This window comes from Pseudomonas sp. Leaf48, from assembly GCF_001421885.1.
Classification (GTDB): domain Bacteria; phylum Pseudomonadota; class Gammaproteobacteria; order Pseudomonadales; family Pseudomonadaceae; genus Aquipseudomonas.
The window spans coordinates 96400-119069 of the sequence record NZ_LMLH01000033.1; the positions used below are offsets into that span (position 1 = coordinate 96400).

Here is a 22670-nt window from a genome sequence, read left to right on the forward strand (position 1 = left end):
AGCGCCGACAGCGTGGCCAGACAGTCCGGCCGCCCTAAAGGAGTTTTTACCGTGAGTGAGCGTTCCAGCCATTGGCAATTGCAGACCATCGTCAGCCAACTGCGCACCGCACGTGAACAGTGGCGTGCGCAAAACGGCCGGGCCAGCGGTGAGCAGGGTGGTCGCGAGCTGCCTTCCCGAGCGGCCATGGCGGAAATTCTCGAAGCCTTGTGCGGTGCGTTGTTCCCGATGCGTCTGGGGCCGGTGGACCTGCGTGAGGAGAGTGAAGATTTCTACGTCGGCCACACCCTTGATGTGGCGTTGAATGCCTTGCTTGCCCAAGCACGGCTCGAGTTGCGCTATGCAGCGCGGCACAGCGCCGAGGTCGAGACTGAAGTCGAGGCCAAAACCATCCAGATCATCCAGGACTTCGCTCTCGCCCTGCCCGGGTTGCGCAGCCTGTTGGACACCGACGTGTTGGCGGCCTATCACGGTGACCCGGCGGCGCGCAGCGTTGATGAAGTGCTGTTGTGCTACCCGGGGATTCTGGCGGTGATTCACCATCGTCTGGCTCATCATTTATATCGGGCCGGGTTGCCGTTACTGGCGCGGATCAGTGCGGAAATCGCGCACTCGGCAACCGGCATCGATATTCACCCCGGCGCGCAGATCGGCCGCAGCTTCTTCATCGACCACGGTACCGGCGTGGTGATCGGCGAGACGGCAATCATTGGCGAGCGCGTGCGGATTTATCAGGCGGTCACTCTGGGCGCCAAGCGTTTTCCGGCAGATGAAGACGGTCAGTTGCAGAAGGGCCAGCCTCGCCATCCGATTGTCGAGGATGATGTGGTGATCTATGCCGGGGCGACGATTCTGGGGCGGATCACCATTGGCAAGGGCTCGACCATCGGCGGTAACGTCTGGCTGACCCGCAGCGTGCCGGCGGGCAGCAACCTGACTCAGGCAAACCTGCAGCATGACGATGGGGCGCAGAAATAAGCCCCGATTTCTTTTCAACGGCCCCGGCGCATCTCGACATGGTCCACGCCGGGGGCTGCGCGGGTCAGGGCTTCGGCGCCAGACTCGCCTCGCCACTCAGCCACTTCTGCGACAGGGCCTGCAGTCGCCCATCGTCCTTGATGCGCTGTAGCGCATGTTCCAGGCTGGCATGGAAAGCCGGATTGCCTTTCTGGAATGGAATCACCAGGTCCACCGGCAGCCCGACCTTGGGTTTTTCTTCGGTCAGTGCCTGCACCAATACCAGCGGCCGTGGTTGTTCGTCCTTATTCGCCAACATTTGCTCATTGACCTGACTATAAGGTTCGCTGAAGTCGAAACGATCCTTGAGTTGTGGGGTCTGTGATATGTGATTGAGGGCGACGTCGTACTTGCCACTTTCGACCCCGGTCAACAGGTCGCTGCCGTCGGTGACGACAAAGTCAGCCCGCACATCCAGTTCGCTGGCCAGCAGTTGACCGAGCTCGACTTCGAATCCGGTGAGTTTGCCGTCTTCCTTGAAACTGAAAGGCGGGGTATCGGCTTCAACGGCAATGCGCAGTTCGCCTCGGTCGTTGACGTCGTCAATCAGTTCGGCATGAGCCAATGGGCTCAAAAGGGGTAGCAGGCAGATCAGGCCAGGCAGAAATCGCATGGTCACTCCTTTGAAATTATTATCGAGACCCATTGATTCAGGCTCGCTTTGCTATGGTTGTCGAGTGCCTTCGACAACAAATGGTCATTAAGTTGTGATGACCACACGGATTTTACGGAAAAAAACTGGAGAAGATAATGAAAAGCTTTATGTCACGTTCGGCCATGGCTGGCCTGCTGATGGGTGTTTCGGTATTGGCCAGTGCGGCGACCCAGGCCCCCGAGGGGGCTGAAGTGTCCATCGTTGCGCCTGCGGACGGTGCGACGGTACCGCAGACTGTCGTCGTCAAATTCGCCGTAAAGGACATTGCGCTGGCACCAGCGGGTGATCCCACCAAGAACACCGGCCACCATCACTTGCTGATCGATGTCGACGAATTGCCTGCGGCCGGTCAGCCGATTCCGAACGATGCCAATCATTTGCACTTCGGCAAGGCGCAGACCCAGGCTGAAATCACGCTGACGCCGGGCAAGCACACCTTGCAACTGGAACTGGGCGACCGCAATCATCTGCCGTTCGATCCGCCGATCGTCTCTGAAAAAATCACTGTAAACGTTAAATGACGTTGCAGCGCACATGAAAAAGGGAGCCAGAAGGCTCCCTTTTTTATCGCTCAAACCGCAATCAGAACAGCACCCGGCTACGGATGGTGCCGTTGACGTGTTGCAGCTTCTCTTGCGCCAGCTCCGAATACTCGGCGTCTACGTCGATGACCACGTAGCCGACTTTCTCGTTGGTCTGCAGGAACTGACCGGAGATGTTGATGCCGTTTTCGGCGAAGACCTTGTTGATCTCGCTCATCACACCCGGGATGTTTTCGTGGATGTGCAACAGGCGGTGCTTGCCAGGGTGAGCCGGCAGGGCCACTTCCGGGAAGTTCACCGACGACACCGAGGTACCGTTGTCGCTGTACTTGACCAGTTTTTCCGCCACTTCCAGACCGATGTTGGCCTGGGCTTCAGCGGTGGAGCCGCCGATGTGCGGGGTCAGGATCACGTTGTCCAGGCCACGCAGCGGGCTTTCGAACTCTTCGTCGTTGGAGCGTGGCTCCACCGGGAATACGTCGATGGCGGCGCCGATCAGGTGTTTGTCCTTGATCGCTGCTGCCAGGTGGTCCAGCTCGACCACGGTGCCGCGCGCGGCGTTGATCAGGATGCCGCCTTTCTTGATGGCGCGGATTTCCTTCTCGCCGATCATCCACTGGGTCGCAGCGGTTTCCGGAACGTGCAGGGTCACGATGTCGGACATGCCCAACAGCTCGTGCAGGTTGCCGACCTGGGTGGCGTTACCCAGTGGCAGCTTGGTCACGGTGTCGTAGAAGTACACCTGCATGCCCAGGCCTTCTGCCAGGACCGACAGTTGAGTACCGATCGAGCCGTAGCCGACGATACCCAGCTTCTTGCCGCGGATTTCGAAGGAGTTGGCCGCGCTCTTGATCCAGCCGCCACGGTGGCAGGAGGCGTTCTTCTCAGGGATACCGCGCAGCAACAGGATCGCTTCGGCCAGCACCAGTTCGGCAACGGAACGGGTGTTGGAGTACGGGGCGTTGAACACGGCGATACCGCGTTCGCGCGCCGCGCCCAGGTCGACCTGGTTGGTACCGATGCAGAAACAGCCGACAGCCACCAGCTTCTTCGCGTGATCGAAGATTTCTTCGGTCAGTTGAGTGCGGGAGCGAATGCCGATGAAGTGCGCATCAGCGATCTTTTCCTTGAGCTGGGCTTCCGGCAGAGAACCTGTGAGGTACTCGATGCTGGTGTAGCCCGCCGCCTTGAGGACGTCGACAGCCGATTGGTGGACGCCTTCGAGAAGAAGGAACTTGATCTTGCTCTTATCGAGAGAAGTCTTGCTCATCTGCGTAAACCTGTATCCCGGAGAAAAATGGCAGGAAGTAGCCAGCAGACGCTGACCCGGACGGCAAGAAAGCCGTCACCGCAGAACAGCCGTTGGGCACTACCCTGCGGGGTCGGTATGCTAGCATAGGCGCCCCGCTAAACACTCATTCCTGCGACGTGAAGCGTTCTCAGGATGACCATGAATTGTTCGAGAGTTCTGTCGATGACCAATCCTGCCCTGATTGATGAGCTGAAGACCCTGGTTGAGCCTGGCAAGGTGCTGACCGACGCCGACTCCCTGAATGCTTACGGCAAGGATTGGACCAAGCATTTCGCCCCGGCCCCGACGGCCATCGTGTTCCCCAAGACCACCGAGCAGGTCCAGGCCATTGTCCTGTGGGCCAATAAACACAAGGTGGCGCTGGTGCCGTCCGGTGGTCGCACCGGGCTTTCCGCCGCTGCAGTGGCAGCCAATGGCGAAGTAGTCGTCTCCTTTGATTACATGAACCAGATCCTCGACGTGAACCTCACTGATCGCACCGCCGTTTGTCAGCCAGGCGTGGTCACTGAGCATCTGCAAAACGTCGCCGAAGAAAAAGGCCTGTACTACCCGGTGGACTTCGCTTCGGCAGGTTCGAGCCAGATTGGCGGCAATATCGGCACCAATGCCGGCGGGATCAAGGTCATTCGCTATGGCATGACCCGTAACTGGGTGGCGGGCATGAAAGTGGTCACAGGCAAGGGCGATGTGCTGGAACTGAACCGCGACCTGATCAAGAACGCCACCGGTTATGACATGCGCCAGCTGTTCATCGGCGCCGAGGGCACCCTGGGCTTTGTGGTTGAAGCGACCATGCGTCTCGACCGCGCACCGAAAAACCTGACCGCCATGGTCCTCGGCACTGCCGATTTCGACTCGATCATGCCGGTGCTGCACGCCTTCCAGAGCAAGCTGGACCTGACCGCTTTCGAGTTCTTCTCCGACAAAGCCCTGGCCAAGGTCATGGGGCGTGGTGATGTGCCGGCTCCATTCGAAACCGATTGCCCGTTCTATGCCCTGTTGGAATTCGAGGCGACCACCGAAGAAGTGGCCAACCACGCCCTGGAAACCTTCGAGCACTGCGTCGAGCAGGGCTGGGTGCTGGACGGTGTGATGAGCCAGAGCGAAACCCAGTTGCAGAACCTGTGGAAGCTGCGCGAATACATCTCCGAAACCATTTCCCACTGGACGCCGTACAAGAACGACATTTCGGTCACAGTATCGAAAGTCCCGGCTTTCCTGAAGGAAATCGACGCGATCGTCGGCGAACATTACCCGGACTTCGAAATCGTCTGGTTCGGCCACATTGGCGACGGCAACCTGCACCTCAATATCCTCAAGCCGGATAACCTGAGCAAGGACGAGTTTTTTGCCAAGTGCGCGACCGTCAACAAGTGGGTGTTCGAAACCGTGGAGAAGTACAACGGTTCGATTTCCGCCGAGCACGGCGTGGGCATGACCAAACGCGATTACCTGACCTACAGCCGCTCGCCGGTTGAGATCGAGTACATGAAGGCGGTCAAAGCGGTGTTCGACCCTAACGGCATCATGAACCCGGGCAAGATCTTTGCTGTTTGATTTTCGAATGTTAAGAGCACGAATCAGGAGTCGGTAAATGAGCTATCAGCACCAGTATGTCGACGGTACGCGTATTCATTTTCCGCTGGGGAAAGTGGTGTGCATCGGGCGTAACTACGCCGAACACGCCAAGGAGCTGGACAACCCGGTTCCAACCGAGCCGCTGCTGTTTATCAAGCCCGGCAGTTGCGTGGTGCCGCTGGAAGGTGGTTTCAGCATTCCGACCGAGCGCGGTTCTGTTCACTACGAAGCCGAAATCGCCGTGTTGATAGGTAAGCCATTGTCGACCAAGCCAAGCCGTGAAGAAGTGCTGGATGCCATTTCCGGCTTCGCTCCAGCGCTGGACCTGACTTTGCGCGACAAGCAGGCCGAGCTGAAATCCAAAGGCTTGCCGTGGGAAATCGCCAAGAGCTTCGACGGTGCAGCGGTGATTGCGCCGTTTGTGTCCGGCAGTACCTTTGCTGATCTGACCGATATCGGCATCCGCCTGACCATCAATGGCGAAGTGCGCCAGGATGGTAACAGCAGCGCGATGCTCAACCCGATCGTGCCGATGATTCAGCACATGGCCGGCTGCTTCTCGCTGCAGGCCGGTGACGTGATCCTCACCGGCACGCCAGTGGGCGTTGGTCCGCTGAATGTTGGCGATGAGATCGTTCTGGAATTGCCGGGCGCCAGCTCTTTCACCAGCAGCGTCCGCTAAAAAAGCAAAAGATCGCAGCCTGCGGCAGCGCCTACAGAGATTGGTGTAGGCGCTGTCGAAGGCTGCGATCTTTTGATCTTTGTCGCCTTACAGGGCTTTCCCGCCATTTACCGTTTTTTTCACATCTGGTCTGGATAATTCCACGGCTTTCGGCGTCTGCGCCGAGCGCGATTATGTTATTACCCCTAGCCTGAATTCCTGGATGCATTGCCCGATGGCCACCCAACCTCTGTCCACGCTCAAACCTGCCCGCCGTTCGCGCTTCGCCCTGCGTTGGTATGCCTGGCTTTTTCTGCTGGTCGCCGTCGCCTATGGCGTTGCATTTGCCCTGCACTGGGATTCGCGCGGCGTACTCTGGGTAAAGGAGCAACTCAAAAGCCCCGCCGAGCGTCAGGCGAGCATCTGGTTACCTGATTACCGAGCCGTGATCGACGCCAAACCGTTACCGGGCATGGAAAAGGACGAGGCGTCTGATCTTGACTACGACCCCCAGACCAAAACCCTGTTTTCGGTCATGGGCAAGAACCCGTTCCTGGTCGAACTGACTCTGCAGGGCGACGTGCTGCGCAAAATGCCGCTGGTGGGCTGGAGCAATCCAGAAGGCGTCGCCGTGCTGGGCAACGGACTGTTGGCCATTGTCGATGAACGCGAGCATCAGATCACCATCGTCAAGGTCGATGCTGACACCCGCGAACTGAATATTGCCGACTTCCCGAAGTACGACCTTGGCCCTTCGAAAGACCAGAACAAGGCCTTCGAGGGCATCACCTGGGATTCGCAAAACCAGCAACTGCTGCTGGGTGAAGAGCGCCCACCGGCGCTGTTTACCTGGAAAGGCGACGGCAAGACGCTCAGTGGCGACAAGCAGAAACTGGCCAGCGATGCCCTGATCATGCGCAATCTGTCGGCCTTGGCCACTGATCCGCGGACTCGTCATACCCTGGCGCTGTCCGCCGATTCGCACTTGTTGCTGGAGTTGGATCTGGCGGGTAAGCCGGTCAGTTTCATGACCCTGCTGAGGGGCTTCAATGGCCTGGGCAAAACCATTCCCCGAGCCGAAGGCGTGACCATGGATGAGGCGGGCACGCTGTACATGATGAGTGAGCCGAACCTGTTCTATCGCTTCGAAAAGCAAAAGTAATCGATACCCCGCAGGAATCTGCGGCTGCTCCTGCGGGGAATTGCTTTAAGCTTTAATTCAGACGGTCGTGATATTTCAGTCGCCTGTTTTGAACCCGAGTCCGCCCGAATGCGTCGATTTGCCCGTCCCAAGCCGCTGATTCAGATCCTGTCGGTGATCGCGCTGATTGCTTTAATTGCAATCGGCCAATATCTGCGCCTGTTCGAGCGTGCCTGGTTCAATCTGCACACGCTGTGGCAGCCGGTGAGCAGCCAGTCCATGGGGCTGGATAAGTATCAGGTAGTGCTGGAGGCGCAGGAGATAGCAGGTCTGGACGATGATATTTCTGCCCTGACCTACGATCCGGTGCGCCGCAGCCTGTTTACCGTCACCAACAAGAACTCCGAGCTGATCGAGCTCTCCCTCGATGGCAGAATCCTGCGCCGGGTGGCGCTGGTCGGTTTCGGCGATCCGGAAGCGATTGAGTTCATCAGCGCCGACACCTATGTAGTCACCGATGAAAGTCAGCAGCGCTTGATCAAGATTCATCTTGAACAGGGCACCACTTTCGTCGATGCCGCAGATGCCGAGCAAATGACCATTGGCGTACACCTGGGCGGCAACAAGGGGTTCGAAGGGCTGGCGTATGACTCTGAAGGCAAGCGCCTGTTTGTCGCCAAGGAGCGTGACCCGATGCTGATCTACGAGGTGCGCGGCTTCCCGCATTTCAATCCGGAAAAGTCCTACTCCGTACACGTGATCAACAATCCCAAGCGCGATGCCGGAATGTTCGTAACGGATCTTTCAAGCCTGCAATACGACGAGCGCAGCGGCCACTTGCTGGCGCTGTCTGATGAGTCGCGGCTGATTATGGAGCTGGATGTGAACGGACGACCGCTGAGCACCCTGTCACTGGGCATGGGCCGGCAGGGCCTGAAAAAGAACGTGCCCCAGGCAGAAGGGATTGCCATGGATGACGACGGTACTATTTACCTGGTCAGCGAGCCGAACCTGTTTTACGTCTTCAAGAAACCTGCACAACCCTGATACACACCAAAAACAACTGTGGGAGCGGGCTTGCTCGCGAAAGCGGACTATCAGTCGACATCTCTTTTGACTGATAGTCCGCTTTCGCGAGCAAGCCCGCTCCCACAGGTTTTTTTTCGCGTTTGATTACTCGGCGCGCAGGGTTTTCACGCCTTCGCTGGTACCCAACAGCAACAGATCCGCCGGGCGTGCCGCGAACAAGCCATTGGTGACCACACCGACGATCGCGTTGATCTGGGTCTCCAGCTCCACCGGATTGGTGATCTGCATGTTGAACACGTCGAGGATGATGTTGCCGTTGTCGGTCAGCACGCCTTCGCGGTAAACCGGGTCGCCACCGAGCTTCACCAGTTCGCGGGCCACATGGCTGCGGGCCATCGGGATCACTTCGACCGGCAGCGGGAAGGTGCCCAGTACTGGCACCAGTTTGCTGGCATCGGCGATGCAGATGAAGGTCTTGGCCACGGCCGCGACAATCTTCTCGCGGGTCAGAGCGGCGCCACCGCCCTTGATCAGGTTCAAGTGCTCGTCGCTTTCATCGGCACCGTCGACGTAGAACTCCAGGTCGCTGACAGTGTTCAGCTCATAAACCGGAATGCCGTGGCCCTTGAGGCGTGCAGCGGTGGCTTCGGAGCTGGCGACGGCGCCGTCGAACGCGCCTTTGTGTTGGGCCAGGGCATCGATGAAGCAGTTGGCGGTGGAGCCGGTGCCGACCCCGACGATGCTCTTGTCGTCGAGTTTCGGGAGGATGAAGTCGACGGCGGCCTGAGCCACTGCCTGTTTGAGTTGATCCTGGGTCATGCGGGCTCCGAGGTGCCGAAGAGGGTGAAGAAAAGCCGGCATTATAGGCCCCGGGGCGAGTAAGGTCATTGCCCGATTACCCGTTTGCTGGAATACGCACACCTTAGCGCAGAGGAGGCTGCCTGTAGCGAGGGGGCTTGCCTGTGGTGAGGTGGCTTGCCTGTGGGGAGGGGACTTGCCTGTGGTGAGGTGGCTTGCCTGTGGGGAGGGGACTTGCCTGTGGTGAGGTGGCTTGCCTGTGGTGAGGTGGCTTGCCTGTGGGGAGGGGCTTGCCTGTGGGGTGGGGCTTGCCTGTGGGGTGGGGCTTGCCTGTGGCGAGGGGGCTTGCCCCCGTTGGAGTGCGAAGCACTCCCCTGCATTCTTCCCGACAAACCGCACAGGCAAGTTTTACGACTGCTTCGCAGCCGAACGGGGGCAAGCCCCCTCGCCACAGGCAAGCCTCACTCCACAGGCAAGCCCCTCACCACAGAAATGCCCCACACCACAGGCAAGTCCCCACCCCACAGGTTAGTGTCCGTTCTTAAAACCACCTGTTTACTGTGGTCGCACGCCTGAAAGCCGGGTTAGACTCCGTGGTCCCGCCCAACCCGCTCAGTGATGCTTTCCGATGCTTGAACAGTACGTCAAAAAGATCCTCACCTCGCGCGTTTATGACGTTGCCGTAGAAACCCCATTGCAGCTTGCCCGCCAGCTCTCCGAGCGGCTGGGCAACAGTATTTTGCTCAAGCGCGAAGACTTGCAGCCGGTGTTCTCGTTCAAGATTCGCGGCGCCTACAACAAGCTCACCCAGTTGAGCGACGAAGAGCGCGCGCGCGGTGTGGTCACCGCATCGGCGGGCAACCATGCACAAGGCCTGGCCCTGGCGGCCAAGGTATTGGGCGTGAAAGCGACCATCGTGATGCCAAAGACCACCCCGGAAATCAAGGTTGAAGGCGTGCGTTCCCGTGGTGGCAAAGTGGTACTGCACGGCGATTCGTTTCCCGAAGCCCTGGCATACTCGCTGAAACTGGTCGACGAAAAAGGCTACGTCTACATTCACCCCTACGACGATCCCCACACCATTGCCGGGCAGGGCACCGTGGCGATGGAGATTCTGCGCCAGCACCCGCAGCCATTGGATGCGATTTTCGTTCCAGTGGGCGGCGGCGGCCTGATCGCGGGGATCGCGGCATACGTGAAATACCTGCGCCCGGACATCAAGATCATTGGTGTCGAACCGGACGACTCCAACTGCTTGCAAGCGGCCATGGCTGCCGGCGAGCGCGTCGTGCTGCCGACCGTAGGCATTTTCGCCGACGGCGTGGCGGTGGCCCAGATCGGCCAGCATACCTTCGACATCTGCAAAGATTATGTCGATGAGGTTATCACCGTCAGTACCGACGAGATCTGCGCGGCAATCAAGGATATCTACGACGATACCCGCTCGATCACCGAACCTGCCGGCGCCTTGGGTGTGGCCGGGATCAAGAAGTACGTCGAGCAGCGAGGCGTCAGCGGCCAGACCTTCGTTGCCATCGACTCCGGTGCCAACGTCAACTTCGATCGCCTGCGCCATGTTGCCGAACGCGCGGAACTGGGCGAAGGCCGCGAAGCCATCATCGCCGTGACCATTCCGGAAAAACCGGGCAGCTTCAAGGCGTTCTGTGAGGCTATCGGCAAGCGCCAGATCACCGAATTCAATTACCGCTACAACACAGGCAGCGAAGCGCACATTTTCGTCGGCGTGCAGACGCACCCGGAAAACGACCCGCGCAGCACCCTGATCGCCAGCCTGAGCGAGCAGGGGTTCCCGGTGCTGGACCTGACCGACAACGAACTGGCCAAATTGCACATCCGCCACATGGTTGGTGGTCGTGCGGCGCACGTGGTTGATGAAGTGATTCTGCGCTTCGAATTCCCGGAGCGGCCGGGTGCACTGTTCAACTTTCTCAACAAATTGGGCGGGCGCTGGAACATCTCGATGTTCCACTATCGCAACCATGGTGCGGCGGATGGCCGGGTCGTTGCGGGCCTGCAGGTGCCTCACGAAGAGCGTCATCTGGTACCGGCGGCGCTGGAAGAAATCGGTTACCCATACTGGGATGAAAGCGACAACCCGGCCTATCAGTTGTTTCTTGGCTGAAGGGCTACGCTGACAGGCCAGGCAATAAGGAAATCTGACAATGGAAACGTTAACTGCCCTGAAAGCGGCGCACATGGTGGCAACTGTTGTATTGCTGGCTTGTGCGCTGGGACTGGGAGTCTGGGTATTGCTGGCGCGGCGCAAGGGTGACGCGACGGCGGGTAGTCGCACATTGCAGCGGCCAAAGGTGTTCATCTGGCTGCTGATGGGCCTGGCGCTGCTGAGCATGCCGTTCACCGGCTGGTGGATGGTGCATCTCGTGGGCTGGTCGCTGGGACAGACCTGGTTGCTGGCCTCCAGCGTTTTGTACAGCGTAGCGGCGTTGGCGTGGTTCTGGCTGCTGGTGCGGTTGAACAGGTTGCGCAAGGCGCCGGGTGCGGTGGGCAGGTTTACCTTTGCCTTGGCGTTGTTCAGTTTTGTCTGCTTTGTGGCGATTGCCGGGTTGATGGGAGCAAAGCCAGTGTAGGAGCGAGCTTGCTCGCGAAAAACTCAAGATCGCTGCGGGGCATCAGGTAGCCCCGCGTTATCGTTCACGACCATCGCGAGCAGGCTCGCTCCTACAGTATGGCGGTATCAGTCGCGCAGACTGATCACCGGCCAGCCACGCTGCTGGGCCTCGGCCCGCAGATTCGGATCAGGATCGACCGCCACCGGATTCGCCACCTGCTCCAGCAACGGCAAGTCATTCATCGAGTCGCTGTAGAAATAGCTGTCTTGCAGCGAATACCCGGTCTCTTCCAGCCAGCGATTCAGCCTTGTCACCTTGCCTTCACGGAAGCACGGCACGTCGGTGCTGCGCCCGGTGTAGCGGCCGTCGACCATTTCGCATTCGGTGGCGATCAGGGTTTCGACACCCAGGCGCTCGGCAATCGGTCCGGTAACGAAGCGGTTGGTCGCCGTGATGATCACCAGCTTGTCGCCGGCGTCGCGGTGCCTGGCCAGCAGTTCGAGGGCCTTGGGCAGCATGATCGGCTCGATGCAGTCGCGCATGTAATCGCTGTGCCACAAATCCAGGGTAGCCATCTCGGTGCGGCCCAGAACTTCCAGGCAGAAGTTCAGGTACGCGGCGTTATCCAGTTTGCCGGCCAGGTAATCCTGGTAGAACTCATCGTTGCGCGTCTTGTACGCGACAGGGTCGAGAAAGCCGCGCTCGCAAAGGTAATCGCCCCAGGCGTGATCGCTGTCACCGCCCAGAAGGGTGTTGTCCAAATCGAATAAAGCCAGGCGCATTGCAGTTACCCGCTGAAAAGTCAGTAAAAAGGCCACAAGAATACGGTCTTTTGACAAGAGTGCACATAACACAGGAACCTTCGTTGCCGCCTTCACAACCTTTGTGGAACAATGCGGCGACATGCGTTTGCGAGGTTGTTGCCGTGATCGACCCCGATGGTTTTCGCCCTAATGTCGGGATCATTCTGACGAATGACGCCGGCCAGGTGCTATGGGCTCGCCGTATCAATCAAGATGCCTGGCAGTTTCCACAGGGAGGAATCAACCCCGAAGAGACGCCGGAAGACGCCTTGTACCGCGAGTTGAACGAAGAAGTGGGCCTGGAGCGCGAAGATGTTGAAATTCTCGCCTGCACCCGGGGCTGGTTGCGCTATCGTTTGCCGCAACGTCTGGTACGCACGCACAGCCAACCGCTGTGCATCGGCCAGAAACAGAAATGGTTTCTCCTGCGCCTGATCTCCAACGAGCAGCGGGTGCGGATGGATTTGACCGGTAAACCGGAATTCGATGGCTGGCGCTGGGTCAGCTATTGGTATCCGTTGGGCCAGGTGGTGACATTCAAGCGCGAGGTGTATCGACGCGCTCTCAAAGAGCTTGCCCCGCGCCTTTTAACGCGCGACTGACGACGGAGTTCGACCCCGAGCCATGCTCAATACGCTGCGCAAGATCGTCCAGGAAGTTAACTCCGCCAAGGATCTCAAGGCGGCGTTGGGGATTATTGTGTTACGCGTCAAAGAGGCCATGGGCAGCCAGGTCTGCTCGGTCTATCTGCTTGACCCGGAGACCAACCGTTTCGTGCTGATGGCCACCGAGGGCTTGAACAAGCGCTCGATCGGCAAGGTCAGCATGGCGCCCAATGAAGGTCTGGTCGGCCTGGTCGGCACGCGTGAAGAGCCCCTGAACCTCGAAAACGCCGCGGATCACCCGCGCTACCGCTACTTCGCCGAAACCGGTGAAGAGCGTTACGCGTCGTTCCTCGGCGCGCCGATCATCCATCACCGCCGCGTCGTCGGCGTGTTGGTCATCCAGCAAAAGGAGCGCCGCCAGTTCGATGAGGGTGAAGAAGCCTTCCTCGTGACCATGAGCGCGCAGCTCGCCGGGGTAATCGCCCATGCCGAGGCCACCGGTTCGATCCGTGGCCTGGGTCGCCAGGGCAAGGGCATCCAGGAAGCCAAGTTTGTCGGCGTTCCGGGGTCGCCGGGTGCGGCGGTCGGTACCGCGGTGGTCATGCTGCCACCGGCTGACCTGGACGTGGTGCCGGACAAGACCATCACCGACATCGACGCCGAACTCGGGCTGTTCAAAACCGCCATCGAAGGCGTGCGCGCCGACATGCGCACCTTGTCCGCCAAGCTCGCCACGCAATTGCGTCCGGAAGAGCGGGCGTTGTTCGATGTCTACCTGATGATGCTCGACGACGCCGCGCTGGGCAGCGAAGTAACCACCGTGATCAAGACCGGTCAGTGGGCCCAGGGTGCGCTGCGCCAGGTGGTCACCGATCACGTCAACCGTTTCGAATTGATGGACGACGCCTACCTGCGCGAACGCGCTTCGGACGTCAAGGACCTCGGCCGGCGCTTGCTGGCTTATTTGCAGGAAGAGCGCCAGCAAACCCTGGTCTACCCCGACAACACCATCCTGATCAGTGAAGAACTGACGCCGGCAATGCTCGGCGAGGTGCCGGAAGGCAAGCTGGCGGGTCTGGTTTCGGTACTCGGCTCCGGCAACTCCCACGTGGCGATCCTGGCGCGAGCCATGGGCATCCCGACGGTGATGGGTCTGGTCGACCTGCCGTATTCCAAGGTCGACGGCATCCAGATGATCGTCGATGGCTACCACGGCGAGGTCTACACCAACCCCAGTGACGTGCTGCGCAAGCAGTTCGCCGAAGTGGTCGAGGAAGAGAAACAACTGGCCCTCGGGCTCGATGCGCTGCGCGATCTGCCGTGTATCACCGTCGACGGCCACCGCATGCCGCTGTGGGTCAACACGGGCCTGCTGGCAGATGTGGCGCGGGCGCAGAAGCGCGGTGCCGAAGGCGTCGGGCTGTACCGCACCGAAGTGCCGTTCATGATCAACCAGCGCTTCCCGAGCGAAAAGGAACAGCTGGCGATCTACCGCGAGCAGCTCGCCGCTTTCCACCCGCAACCCGTCACCATGCGCACTCTGGACATCGGCGGCGACAAATCACTGTCGTACTTCCCGATCAAGGAAGACAACCCGTTCCTCGGCTGGCGCGGCATTCGTGTCACCCTCGACCACCCGGAAATCTTCCTGGTGCAGACCCGTGCCATGCTCAAGGCCAGCGAAGGCTTGAACAACCTGCGCATCCTGCTGCCGATGATCTCCGGCACCCATGAACTGGAAGAAGCCCTGCACTTGATCCACCGCGCTTGGGGCGAAGTGCGTGACGAAGGCTGCGACGTGCCGATGCCGCCGATTGGCGTGATGATCGAGATCCCGGCGGCGGTTTATCAGACCAAGGAACTGGCGCGGCAGGTGGACTTCCTCTCGGTGGGCTCCAACGACCTGACCCAGTACCTGCTGGCTGTGGACCGTAACAACCCGCGGGTCGCCGACCTCTACGATTACCTGCACCCGGCGGTGCTGCAGGCGTTGCAGAACGTGGTTCGCGATGCCCATGCCGAAGGCAAGCCGGTGAGTATTTGCGGTGAGATGGCCGGTGACCCGGCGGCGGCAGTGTTGTTGATGGCGATGGGCTTCGACAGCCTGTCGATGAACGCCACCAACTTGCCGAAAGTGAAGTGGATGCTGCGTCAGATCAACCTGAGCAAGGCCAAGGAGTTGCTGGCCGAGCTGATGACCATCGACAACCCGCAAGTTATCCACAGCTCGCTGCAACTGGCGCTGAAGAACCTCGGGCTGGCGCGGATGATCAATCCGGCGGCAATCAAGCCCCTCTAAGCCTGCACTGGCCCCTTCGCGAGCAAGCCCGCTCCCACATAGGATTTGTGACCGCCGCAAATCCCCTGTGGGAGCGGGCTTGCTCGCGAAGAGGGCCGGAAGGACAGCGCAAAACTAAATCCTTATTTCCACCTCCCCCAAATGCCCGCCATACGGCCCGAAACTCCTTTCGACCAGATGCCGCGACCCGTCCGCCTGCACAATCAGTGCAGTACTCGCCCGCGTCCCATAACTTTGGCTGGCAATGAATACACTCGACAGCAGCGTCTCGGTAGCCAATCCCACGCCGGTATCCGGCAGGTCGGCGAACGGCGCCGTCTGGGGATCGCCCAGTAACGCCAGCAACGCCTGGGGGTGCGGAGCATCCAGCACCCCCCTCAGCGCAGCCTTGGCCTTGAGCAGTTTTGGCCATGGAGTATCCAGCCCGGCATTCGACACCCCATAAATCCCAGGCTGCAGCATCACCGCCTCAGAATCCCGGGCATTGAAGTGCCAAAGCTCATTGCGATTGCCAATCAGCAGATTGAACCCGGCATATTCCAGCGAACGCCGGACAACATCGCCCAAATAGTCATCAATCGAGCTGCTGCCGCTGAGAAAACCTGCCACCAGTTCACCCCGCGACTTACGCGCGGGTGGTTGGTGAGGATCGCGGATGTTGGTCAGCGCGGCGAAGCGCCCGTTGGCGCCGATGCCAAGCCAGGTGCCACCGGCCTCAAGGTCGCGCCCTGCATGGACATGGGGCGCATCGGCCCACGACGCCAGCGGCAGGCTGGGGCGGGCGTAGAATTCATCGCGATTGGCGGCAACGACCAACGGCTGGGCATGACCCGGTCGCCAGGCAAAAACAATCAGGCACATAAGGCAGTCCTTGGGTGTTTTTTGCCCACTCTACGCAGACATCGTCCGCTCTTCCATCGCCTCCAGTGGAGCTTGAGGCTATGCATCCGTTACCATGCCGCTCTTATTCGGGGAGGCGGCCATGGAATTTCTGCTCTATCTGGCGCTCGGCGCCTGTGCAGGCGTGCTGGCGGGGCTGTTTGGCGTGGGTGGCGGGATCATCATCGTCCCGGTGCTGGTGTTCAGTTTTACCTTGCAGGGTTTCGATCAGTCGATCCTGACTCACCTGGCGGTCGGTACATCCCTGGCAACCATTATCTTTACCTCGATCAACGCGGTGCGTGAGCATCATCGACGTGGCGCCGTGCGTTGGCCGATCTTCGTGTGGATGACCGTTGGCATTCTGATAGGCGCCGGTTTTGGTGCGTTGACCGCCGAGGCGATCTCCGGACCGAACCTGCAAAAAATCATTGGTGTGTTTGCCCTTGTTATCGCCGCGCAGCTGGCGCTGGACGTCAAACCCAAGGCCAGTCGAACCGTACCGGGCAAACTTGGCCTGACCCTGGCCGGCGGTGTGATTGGCTGGGCTTCGGCAATTTTCGGGATCGGCGGCGGTTCGCTGACCGTGCCATTCCTGACCTGGCGCAGTGTGCCGATGCAGCAGGCGGTGGCCACTTCATCCGCCTGCGGGCTGCCGATCGCTTTGGCCAGTGCATTAAGTTTCATGATTCTTGGCTGGCACGATCCGTTGCTGCCGGCCCATAGTCTCGGTTTCATCTATTTGCCGGCGTTGCTGGGCATTGCCCTGACCAGCATGGTTTTCGCCCGGTTCGGTGCACGATTGGCCCACAGGCTGTCACCGAAGTTGCTGAAAAGACTGTTTGCCGCTTTGCTGTTCTGCGTCGGCCTGAACTTCTTGCTCTGACGAAAGCGCAATCCTGGCTTAATCCTGAGGTGGCAGCGTCGCCCGGGAATTTTTAGATTTGAACTCTAACGAGGAGTCGCAATGCTGCCTTACCCGCAGATCGACCCGGTGGCCTTGGCCATCGGTCCGCTGAAAATCCACTGGTACGGTCTGATGTACCTGATCGGCATCGGCGGCGCCTGGCTGTTGGCGTCCCGCCGCTTGAACCGTTTCGACCCGACCTGGACCAAGGAGAAACTCTCCGACATGGTGTTCTGGATGTCGATGGGGGTCATCGTCGGCGGCCGCCTCGGTTACGTGCTGTTCTACGATCTGAGCGCCTACCTGGCCAATCCGATGCTGATTTTCGAAGTGTGGAAGGGCGGCATGTCGTTCCACGGCGGTTTCATCGGCGTGATGCTCGCAGCATTGTGGTTCGGTAAAAAGAACAACAAGTCGTTTTTCCAGCTGATGGACTTCGTCGCGCCGATGGTGCCGATCGGGCTGGGTGCAGGACGTATCGGTAACTTCATTAACGCCGAGTTGTGGGGCAAGGCGACGGACGTGCCCTGGGCGATGGTCTTCCCGCCGTTCAGCGATCCGGCGCAGTTGCCGCGTCATCCGTCGCAGTTGTATCAGTTCGCCCTGGAAGGCGTGGCATTGTTCCTGATCCTGTGGCTGTTCTCGCGCAAGCCGCGGCCAACCATGGCGGTATCCGGGATGTTCGCGCTGTTCTACGGCATCTTCCGTTTCATCGTCGAATTTGTCCGCGTACCGGACGCGCAACTGGGCTATCTGGCCTGGAACTGGCTGACCATGGGGCAGGTGCTGTGCGTGCCGATGATCGTCGGTGGTCTGTTCCTGATCTGGCTGGCGTACCACCGCGCTCCGGCAACTCCAGCGCCAGCCGTATAAATTCGAAGCCCGGGTCACCACCCGGGATTCAAGGACACAGGTAACTCATGAAGCAATATCTCGAACTGGTCGCCCACGTCATCAACAATGGCACCAAGCAGGCCAACCGCACCGGTGTGAACACCATCAGCTTTCCCGGCGCGATGCTGCGTTATGACCTGCAGGAAGGCTTTCCGGCGATTACCACGCGCAAAATGGCGTTCAAATCCGCCATCGGCGAGATGTGCGGATTCCTGCGTGGCGTGAACAACGCTGCCGAATTCCGCGCCCTGGGCTGCAAGGTATGGGACCAGAACGCCAACGAAAACGCGCAGTGGCTGGCCAACCCGTTCCGTCAGGGCGCCGACGACCTCGGTGAGATCTACGGCGTGCAATGGCGCAAATGGCCGGCGTACAAGCAGATTCCGCTCAGCAACCAGGCGGCTATCGAGCAGACCCTGCAGCAAGGCTACCGTCAGATTGCCGAAGGCGAGGAAGATGGTCAGGCCTACGTGGTGTTGTATAAAGCCATCGACCAGGTGCGCCAGTGCGTCGACACCATCATCAAGGACCCGGGCAGCCGGCGTATTCTGTTCCACGGCTGGAACTGCGCCCAACTCGATGAAATGGCCCTGCCGCCGTGCCACCTGCTGTACCAGTTCCACCCGAACGTAGAAACGAAGGAAATTTCCCTGACCCTCTACATTCGCTCCAATGACCTGGGCCTGGGTACGCCGTTCAACCTGACTGAAGGCGCCGCGCTGCTGAGCCTGATCGGCCGCCTGACCGGCTATACACCGCGCTGGTTCACCTACTTCATCGGTGATGCCCACGTTTATGAGAATCACCTGGACATGCTTAACGAACAGCTCAAGCGCGAGCCGTTCCCGATGCCGAAGCTGGTGATTTCCGAGCGTGTGCCGGAGTTTGCCAAGACTGGGGTGTACCAGCCGGAGTGGTTGGAACTGATCGAACCGGGTGACTTCTCGCTCGAGGGTTACCAGCACCACGCGCCAATGACCGCGCCGATGGCGGTCTAAAGGCCTGCCATTGAACCAATGTGGGAGCGGGCTTGCTCGCGAAGAGGCCGTGTCAGTCGATAGAGATGTTGACTAACCGACCGCTTTCGCGAGCAAGCCCGCTCCCACATTTGGTTTTGCGCGGTTTTTAGTGGCCGTGACTGCGACCGACATGGGAATGCTCCACCTCGGTTGCCACAACCGCGCCACTCACTTCCAGCTGCTGCAAAATCCCGCACTGATCGATATTCGGCCCTTCGCTGCAGCGTTGGCGCAGGTCGAGCAGTTGTGTCTGCAAGGCCAGCAAGCCGTCGATTCGAGCTTTCACATGGTGAATATGCTCGTCGATCAGCGCATTGACGCTCTCGCACTGATCCTGCGGGCTGTCGCGAAAGGCCAGCAGGCTGCGGATTTCTTCCAGGGTCATATCGAGGGTGCGGCAATTGCGGATGAAGGTCAGGCGCTCGGCGTGGGCCTGGGTATAAACCCGATAGTTGCCATCGCTACGGGCAGGCAGTGGCAACAGGCCTTCGCGCTCGTAATAGCGGATGGTTTCCACGGCACAATCGGTGAGTTTTGCCAGCTCTCCAATCTTCATCCTGACAATCTCCAAATAGGTGCTTGACCCTATAGTGGCTACAGGGTCTTAACTAGGCAACAGGCACTCTTATGGACACGACCAATGAGCGATTCCCTGCACTCCCACAAATCCGGGGCTGATCACGATAACAGCCACAAGCTGCAAGCAGTGCAAACGCACGACCATGGCGGTCACGGCGACTCCTGCTGTTCATCCAAAATGACGGCGCCTGCTCTGGTCAAATTGAGCGAGACGCCAACGGTTGGGGCTCGACTGAGTAGTTTTCGCATTGAGGCGATGGACTGCCCAACGGAACAGACGCTGATTCAGGCCAAGCTAAGCAAACTGACCGGCGTGCAGCAGTTGGAGTTCAATCTGATCAATCGGGTGCTTGGGGTGACCCACGATTTGCCCGGCACCGAACCCATCGTCGAGGCGATCAAGTCCCTCGGCATGCACGCCGAACCATTGGAAGAGGGTGTTGAAACACTCGCGCCGACACCGGGTAAAAAGCCGTGGTGGCCATTGGCGGTGTCCGGTGTCGGCGCATTGCTGGCCGAAGTCATTCATTTCACATCCGCCGCGCCAGACTGGGTAGTAGCGATCGTCGCGCTGGTTTCGATTCTCAGTGGCGGCCTTGGCACCTACAAAAAGGGCTGGATCGCGCTAAAAAACCTTAACCTGAATATCAATGCGCTGATGAGTATCGCCGTAACCGGCGCGATCCTGATTGGCCAGTGGCCGGAAGCGGCGATGGTCATGTTTCTGTTCACGGTGGCCGAGTTGATCGAGGCCAAATCCCTGGACCGTGCGCGCAATGCCATCAGTGGGCTGATGCAGATGACCCCGGAGCAGGCAACGGTGCTGCAGGCCGATGGCAGCTGGGTGGCCCGCGATGTAAAGACCATTGAGCTTGGGGCGCGGGTGCGGGTTCGTCCCGGCGAGCGCATCGGCCTGGACGGCGAGGTGATCGCGGGCAACTCGACGATTGATCAGGCACCGATCACTGGCGAGAGCCTGCCGGTGGAGAAAACCATTGGCGACAAAGTGTTCGCCGGCACCATCAACCAGGCCGGTTCCCTGGAATATACGGTGACCGCTGCCGCCAACAATTCGACTCTGGCGCGCATCATTCATGCCGTCGAGCAGGCCCAGGGTGCCCGGGCGCCAACCCAGCGTTTCGTGGACAGCTTCTCGAAAATCTATACCCCCGCGGTGTTCATCCTGGCGCTGGCGGTTGCGGTGATCCCACCGCTGTTTATGGGCGCTCTGTGGTTCGACTGGATCTACCGGGCGCTGGTGTTGCTGGTGGTTGCTTGCCCATGTGCACTGGTGATTTCGACCCCGGTCACCATCGTCAGCGGTCTCGCAGCCGCTGCGCGCAAGGGTATTCTGGTGAAAGGCGGTGTGTACCTGGAGGGTGGTTACAAGCTCGACTACCTGGCCCTGGACAAGACCGGAACGATCACCCATGGCAAGCCGGTGCAGACCGATTACCTGTCACTCGACCCGACCGCCGACGAATTGGCCCCGGCCATTGCCGCCGCGCTGGCCGGACGTTCTGATCACCCGGTTTCGCTGGCGATCGCCAACGCGGCTGTGGATAAACAATTCACGCCGCTGATTGTGGATAACTTTGCCGCGCTGGGCGGGCGTGGCGTGCGTGGCGAGATCGATGGCCAGCTCTACCACCTGGGCAATCACCGTCTGGTGGAAGAGCTGGGGCTGTGCTCGCCGGTGCTGGAAGAAAAACTGTTCGCTCTGGAAAAACAGGGCAAGTCGGTGGTGCTGCTGCTCGACCAGTCCGGCCCGTTGGCACTGTTTGCCGTGGCCGATACGGTGAAGGAGTCCAGCCGCGAGGCGATCCGGCAATTGCATGAGCTGGGTATCAAAACTCTGATGCTCACTGGTGATAACGTCCACACCGCCCAGGCGATCGCTGCGCAAGTGGGCATTGACGAGGCCAGGGGCGACCTGTTGCCGGGCGACAAACTGCAGGCCATCGAGGCCCTGTACGCCAAGGGCCATCGGGTGGGTATGGTCGGTGACGGCATCAACGATGCCCCGGCATTGGCGCGATCGGAAATCGGTTTCGCCATGGCCGCAGCGGGCACCGATACAGCGATCGAAACCGCCGATGTCGCCTTGATGGACGATGATCTGCGCAAAATCCCCGGTTTTATTCGTTTGTCGCGGCAGACCTCGAGCATCCTCAAACAAAACATTGCCTTGGCATTGATCATCAAAGCGATCTTTCTTGGGGTAACCTTCGCTGGGGTCGCTACCATGTGGATGGCGGTGTTCGCCGATATGGGCGTGAGCCTGTTGGTGGTGTTCAACGGCTTGCGCCTGCTGCGCAAATAGAAGAAGAGGGACAGGCGTGCTGAGTGCCGAGTTGAAGGCGTTTTACATGGTTGCCCGCCTGGGCAGTATTACCCAGGCGGCAAAGAAACTCGGCCTGAGCCAACCGACGGTGACGACGCAGATTCGCAATCTCGAAAGTCAGTACTCGGTTGAACTGTTCTACCGCGGGGGTCGCCGCCTCAGTGTCAGCGATGAAGGTGCCCGGCTGCTGCCGATGGTCAAGGTGCTGATGCAGCAGGAGGCCGACATTGAGTTTTTTCTGCGCAATTGCGGGCAGGTGCAGGGCACCTTGCGCATCGCGGCCACGGCGCCGTATTACATCCTCGACCTGGTGAAAACCTTTCGCGAGCGCCTGCCGCAGGTGGAAGTTTCGGTGGAAATCGGTAACTCCCAGCAGGTACTTGAAGCGTTGGAGGATTACCGTGTCGATGTCGCGGCTTCATCGCAGTTGTTGGAAGATGCGCGACTGGTTCGCCGGGTGCTTGGCAGCGACCCGCTGGTGCTGGCGGTGCATCGCAATCATCCGCTGGCGCTTCACGAGCATGTGCCGCTCAACGCGTTGGCCGGCCATACCCTGTTGATGCGCGAATCGGGCTCGACCACTCGGCGGCTGACTGAGGAGTTGCTGGCCAGCGCCGGGGTGAGTTTCGGGCCGTTGCTGGAGATTGGCAGTCGTGAATCTATCCGTGAAGCGGTGTTGCGCAACATCGGCATCAGCATCATCGCCCGCCAGGAAGTCCCCCATGATCCGCAACTGCGCGTGCTGACTATCGAAAATGCACCGCAGATTCCTGAATACCTGTACTGCCTCAAGGAGCGCAAAGGCGCGCGTTTACCGGCGGCGTTTCTTGGGCTGGCGCAGGAAATGTCCCCGGCATAGGGCGTGCTGTGATTCTGCCGACCTCTTCGCGAGCAAGCCCGCTCCCACAGGGGAACGCGGTCAACTGTGGGAGCGAGCCTGCTCGCGATGGGGGCAGCCCGGGCAACCAAAATCCCTGAATACCACTATCGGCAGTTTTTGCCCTACTGCCACATGAC

21 protein-coding genes are annotated in these 22670 nt (G+C 59.7%); 15 read left to right on the forward strand and 6 right to left on the reverse strand.

Annotation, left to right across the window (positions count from 1 at the left end):
* The first annotated feature begins 51 nt into the window (after positions 1-51).
* Positions 52-978: a serine O-acetyltransferase EpsC gene (epsC, locus tag ASE98_RS24895; RefSeq protein ID WP_060543971.1), complete on the forward strand. Its 927-nt coding sequence runs from the start codon at positions 52-54 to the stop codon at positions 976-978.
* A 64-nt stretch (positions 979-1042) separates the two neighbouring features.
* Here epsC and ASE98_RS24900 read toward each other — a convergent pair whose 3' ends face one another.
* The gene (locus ASE98_RS24900) at positions 1043-1630 is read right to left on the reverse strand and encodes a transporter substrate-binding domain-containing protein (protein WP_060543972.1); all 588 of its coding nucleotides are present in this window, start codon (positions 1628-1630) and stop codon (positions 1043-1045) included.
* Positions 1631-1767: 137 nt separating this feature from the next.
* On the opposite strand from ASE98_RS24900, the gene ASE98_RS24905 reads away from it, so the two are divergent.
* Positions 1768-2193 carry a DUF4399 domain-containing protein gene (locus ASE98_RS24905; protein ID WP_060543973.1) on the forward strand — a complete coding sequence of 142 codons (426 nt, stop codon included), beginning with the start codon at positions 1768-1770 and terminating at the stop codon, positions 2191-2193.
* Between the two features lie 61 nt (positions 2194-2254).
* On the opposite strand, the gene serA is transcribed toward ASE98_RS24905, so the two are convergent.
* A complete protein-coding gene (gene serA, locus ASE98_RS24910) occupies positions 2255-3484 on the reverse strand; it encodes a phosphoglycerate dehydrogenase (RefSeq protein WP_060543974.1) in 1230 nt (409 codons plus the stop codon).
* A gap of 204 nt (positions 3485-3688) precedes the next feature.
* Here serA and ASE98_RS24915 point away from each other — a divergent pair, with 204 nt between their 5' ends.
* From ASE98_RS24915 to ASE98_RS24930, 4 genes are all read left to right on the forward strand, one after another.
* The gene (locus ASE98_RS24915) at positions 3689-5083 is read left to right on the forward strand and encodes an FAD-binding oxidoreductase (RefSeq protein WP_060543975.1); all 1395 of its coding nucleotides are present in this window, start codon (positions 3689-3691) and stop codon (positions 5081-5083) included.
* A 37-nt stretch (positions 5084-5120) separates the two neighbouring features.
* Positions 5121-5786 carry a fumarylacetoacetate hydrolase family protein gene (locus ASE98_RS24920; protein ID WP_008026071.1) on the forward strand — a complete coding sequence of 222 codons (666 nt, stop codon included), beginning with the start codon at positions 5121-5123 and terminating at the stop codon, positions 5784-5786.
* Positions 5787-6000: 214 nt separating this feature from the next.
* Positions 6001-6927, forward strand: coding sequence for an SdiA-regulated domain-containing protein (locus ASE98_RS24925; RefSeq protein WP_060543976.1), 927 nt, complete (start codon positions 6001-6003; stop codon positions 6925-6927).
* 108 nt (positions 6928-7035) lie between these two features.
* Entirely contained in the window at positions 7036-7953 is a 918-nt protein-coding gene (locus ASE98_RS24930) for an SdiA-regulated domain-containing protein (protein ID WP_060543977.1), read from the forward strand.
* A 126-nt stretch (positions 7954-8079) separates the two neighbouring features.
* Here ASE98_RS24930 and rpiA read toward each other — a convergent pair whose 3' ends face one another.
* Positions 8080-8754: a ribose-5-phosphate isomerase RpiA gene (rpiA, locus tag ASE98_RS24935; RefSeq protein ID WP_060543978.1), complete on the reverse strand. Its 675-nt coding sequence runs from the start codon at positions 8752-8754 to the stop codon at positions 8080-8082.
* Positions 8755-9361: 607 nt separating this feature from the next.
* On the opposite strand from rpiA, the gene ilvA reads away from it, so the two are divergent.
* Positions 9362-10876, forward strand: a complete 1515-nt coding sequence (gene ilvA / locus ASE98_RS24940; RefSeq protein ID WP_060543979.1) for a threonine ammonia-lyase, biosynthetic — start codon at positions 9362-9364, stop codon at positions 10874-10876.
* A 40-nt stretch (positions 10877-10916) separates the two neighbouring features.
* A complete protein-coding gene (locus ASE98_RS24945; RefSeq protein ID WP_060543980.1) occupies positions 10917-11342 on the forward strand; it encodes a DUF2269 domain-containing protein in 426 nt (141 codons plus the stop codon).
* A 107-nt stretch (positions 11343-11449) separates the two neighbouring features.
* Here ASE98_RS24945 and ASE98_RS24950 read toward each other — a convergent pair whose 3' ends face one another.
* Complete coding sequence (locus ASE98_RS24950) at positions 11450-12106, reverse strand: HAD family hydrolase (protein ID WP_060543981.1); 657 nt, start codon at positions 12104-12106, stop codon at positions 11450-11452.
* A 143-nt stretch (positions 12107-12249) separates the two neighbouring features.
* Between ASE98_RS24950 and ASE98_RS24955 the strand changes: the two genes are divergently transcribed.
* On the forward strand, positions 12250-12729 hold the full coding sequence (locus tag ASE98_RS24955; protein ID WP_060543982.1) for an RNA pyrophosphohydrolase: 480 nt from the start codon (positions 12250-12252) through the stop codon (positions 12727-12729).
* A 22-nt stretch (positions 12730-12751) separates the two neighbouring features.
* Positions 12752-15031, forward strand: a complete 2280-nt coding sequence (gene ptsP, locus ASE98_RS24960; RefSeq protein WP_060543983.1) for a phosphoenolpyruvate--protein phosphotransferase — start codon at positions 12752-12754, stop codon at positions 15029-15031.
* A 114-nt stretch (positions 15032-15145) separates the two neighbouring features.
* Here the strand turns inward: ptsP and ASE98_RS24965 are convergent, their stop codons facing one another.
* Positions 15146-15892 carry an NRDE family protein gene (locus tag ASE98_RS24965; protein ID WP_060543984.1) on the reverse strand — a complete coding sequence of 249 codons (747 nt, stop codon included), beginning with the start codon at positions 15890-15892 and terminating at the stop codon, positions 15146-15148.
* 121 nt (positions 15893-16013) lie between these two features.
* On the opposite strand from ASE98_RS24965, the gene ASE98_RS24970 reads away from it, so the two are divergent.
* The 3 genes from ASE98_RS24970 (at position 16014) to ASE98_RS24980 (ending at position 18709) form a co-directional block, all read left to right on the forward strand.
* Positions 16014-16796: a sulfite exporter TauE/SafE family protein gene (locus tag ASE98_RS24970; RefSeq protein WP_060543985.1), complete on the forward strand. Its 783-nt coding sequence runs from the start codon at positions 16014-16016 to the stop codon at positions 16794-16796.
* Between the two features lie 81 nt (positions 16797-16877).
* The gene (gene lgt / locus ASE98_RS24975; RefSeq protein WP_060543986.1) at positions 16878-17690 is read left to right on the forward strand and encodes a prolipoprotein diacylglyceryl transferase; all 813 of its coding nucleotides are present in this window, start codon (positions 16878-16880) and stop codon (positions 17688-17690) included.
* 47 nt (positions 17691-17737) lie between these two features.
* Positions 17738-18709 (forward strand): thymidylate synthase, encoded by a 972-nt coding sequence (locus ASE98_RS24980; protein WP_060543987.1) that lies wholly within the window; start codon positions 17738-17740, stop codon positions 18707-18709.
* 127 nt (positions 18710-18836) lie between these two features.
* On the opposite strand, the gene cadR is transcribed toward ASE98_RS24980, so the two are convergent.
* Complete coding sequence (gene cadR, locus ASE98_RS24985) at positions 18837-19286, reverse strand: Cd(II)/Pb(II)-responsive transcriptional regulator (RefSeq protein ID WP_060543988.1); 450 nt, start codon at positions 19284-19286, stop codon at positions 18837-18839.
* An 84-nt stretch (positions 19287-19370) separates the two neighbouring features.
* Between cadR and ASE98_RS24990 the strand changes: the two genes are divergently transcribed.
* Both ASE98_RS24990 and ASE98_RS24995 read left to right on the forward strand, forming a co-directional pair.
* The gene (locus tag ASE98_RS24990; protein WP_060543989.1) at positions 19371-21632 is read left to right on the forward strand and encodes a heavy metal translocating P-type ATPase; all 2262 of its coding nucleotides are present in this window, start codon (positions 19371-19373) and stop codon (positions 21630-21632) included.
* Positions 21633-21648: 16 nt separating this feature from the next.
* Positions 21649-22512, forward strand: a complete 864-nt coding sequence (locus ASE98_RS24995) for a LysR family transcriptional regulator (protein ID WP_060543990.1) — start codon at positions 21649-21651, stop codon at positions 22510-22512.
* The last annotated feature ends 158 nt before the right edge of the window (positions 22513-22670 follow it).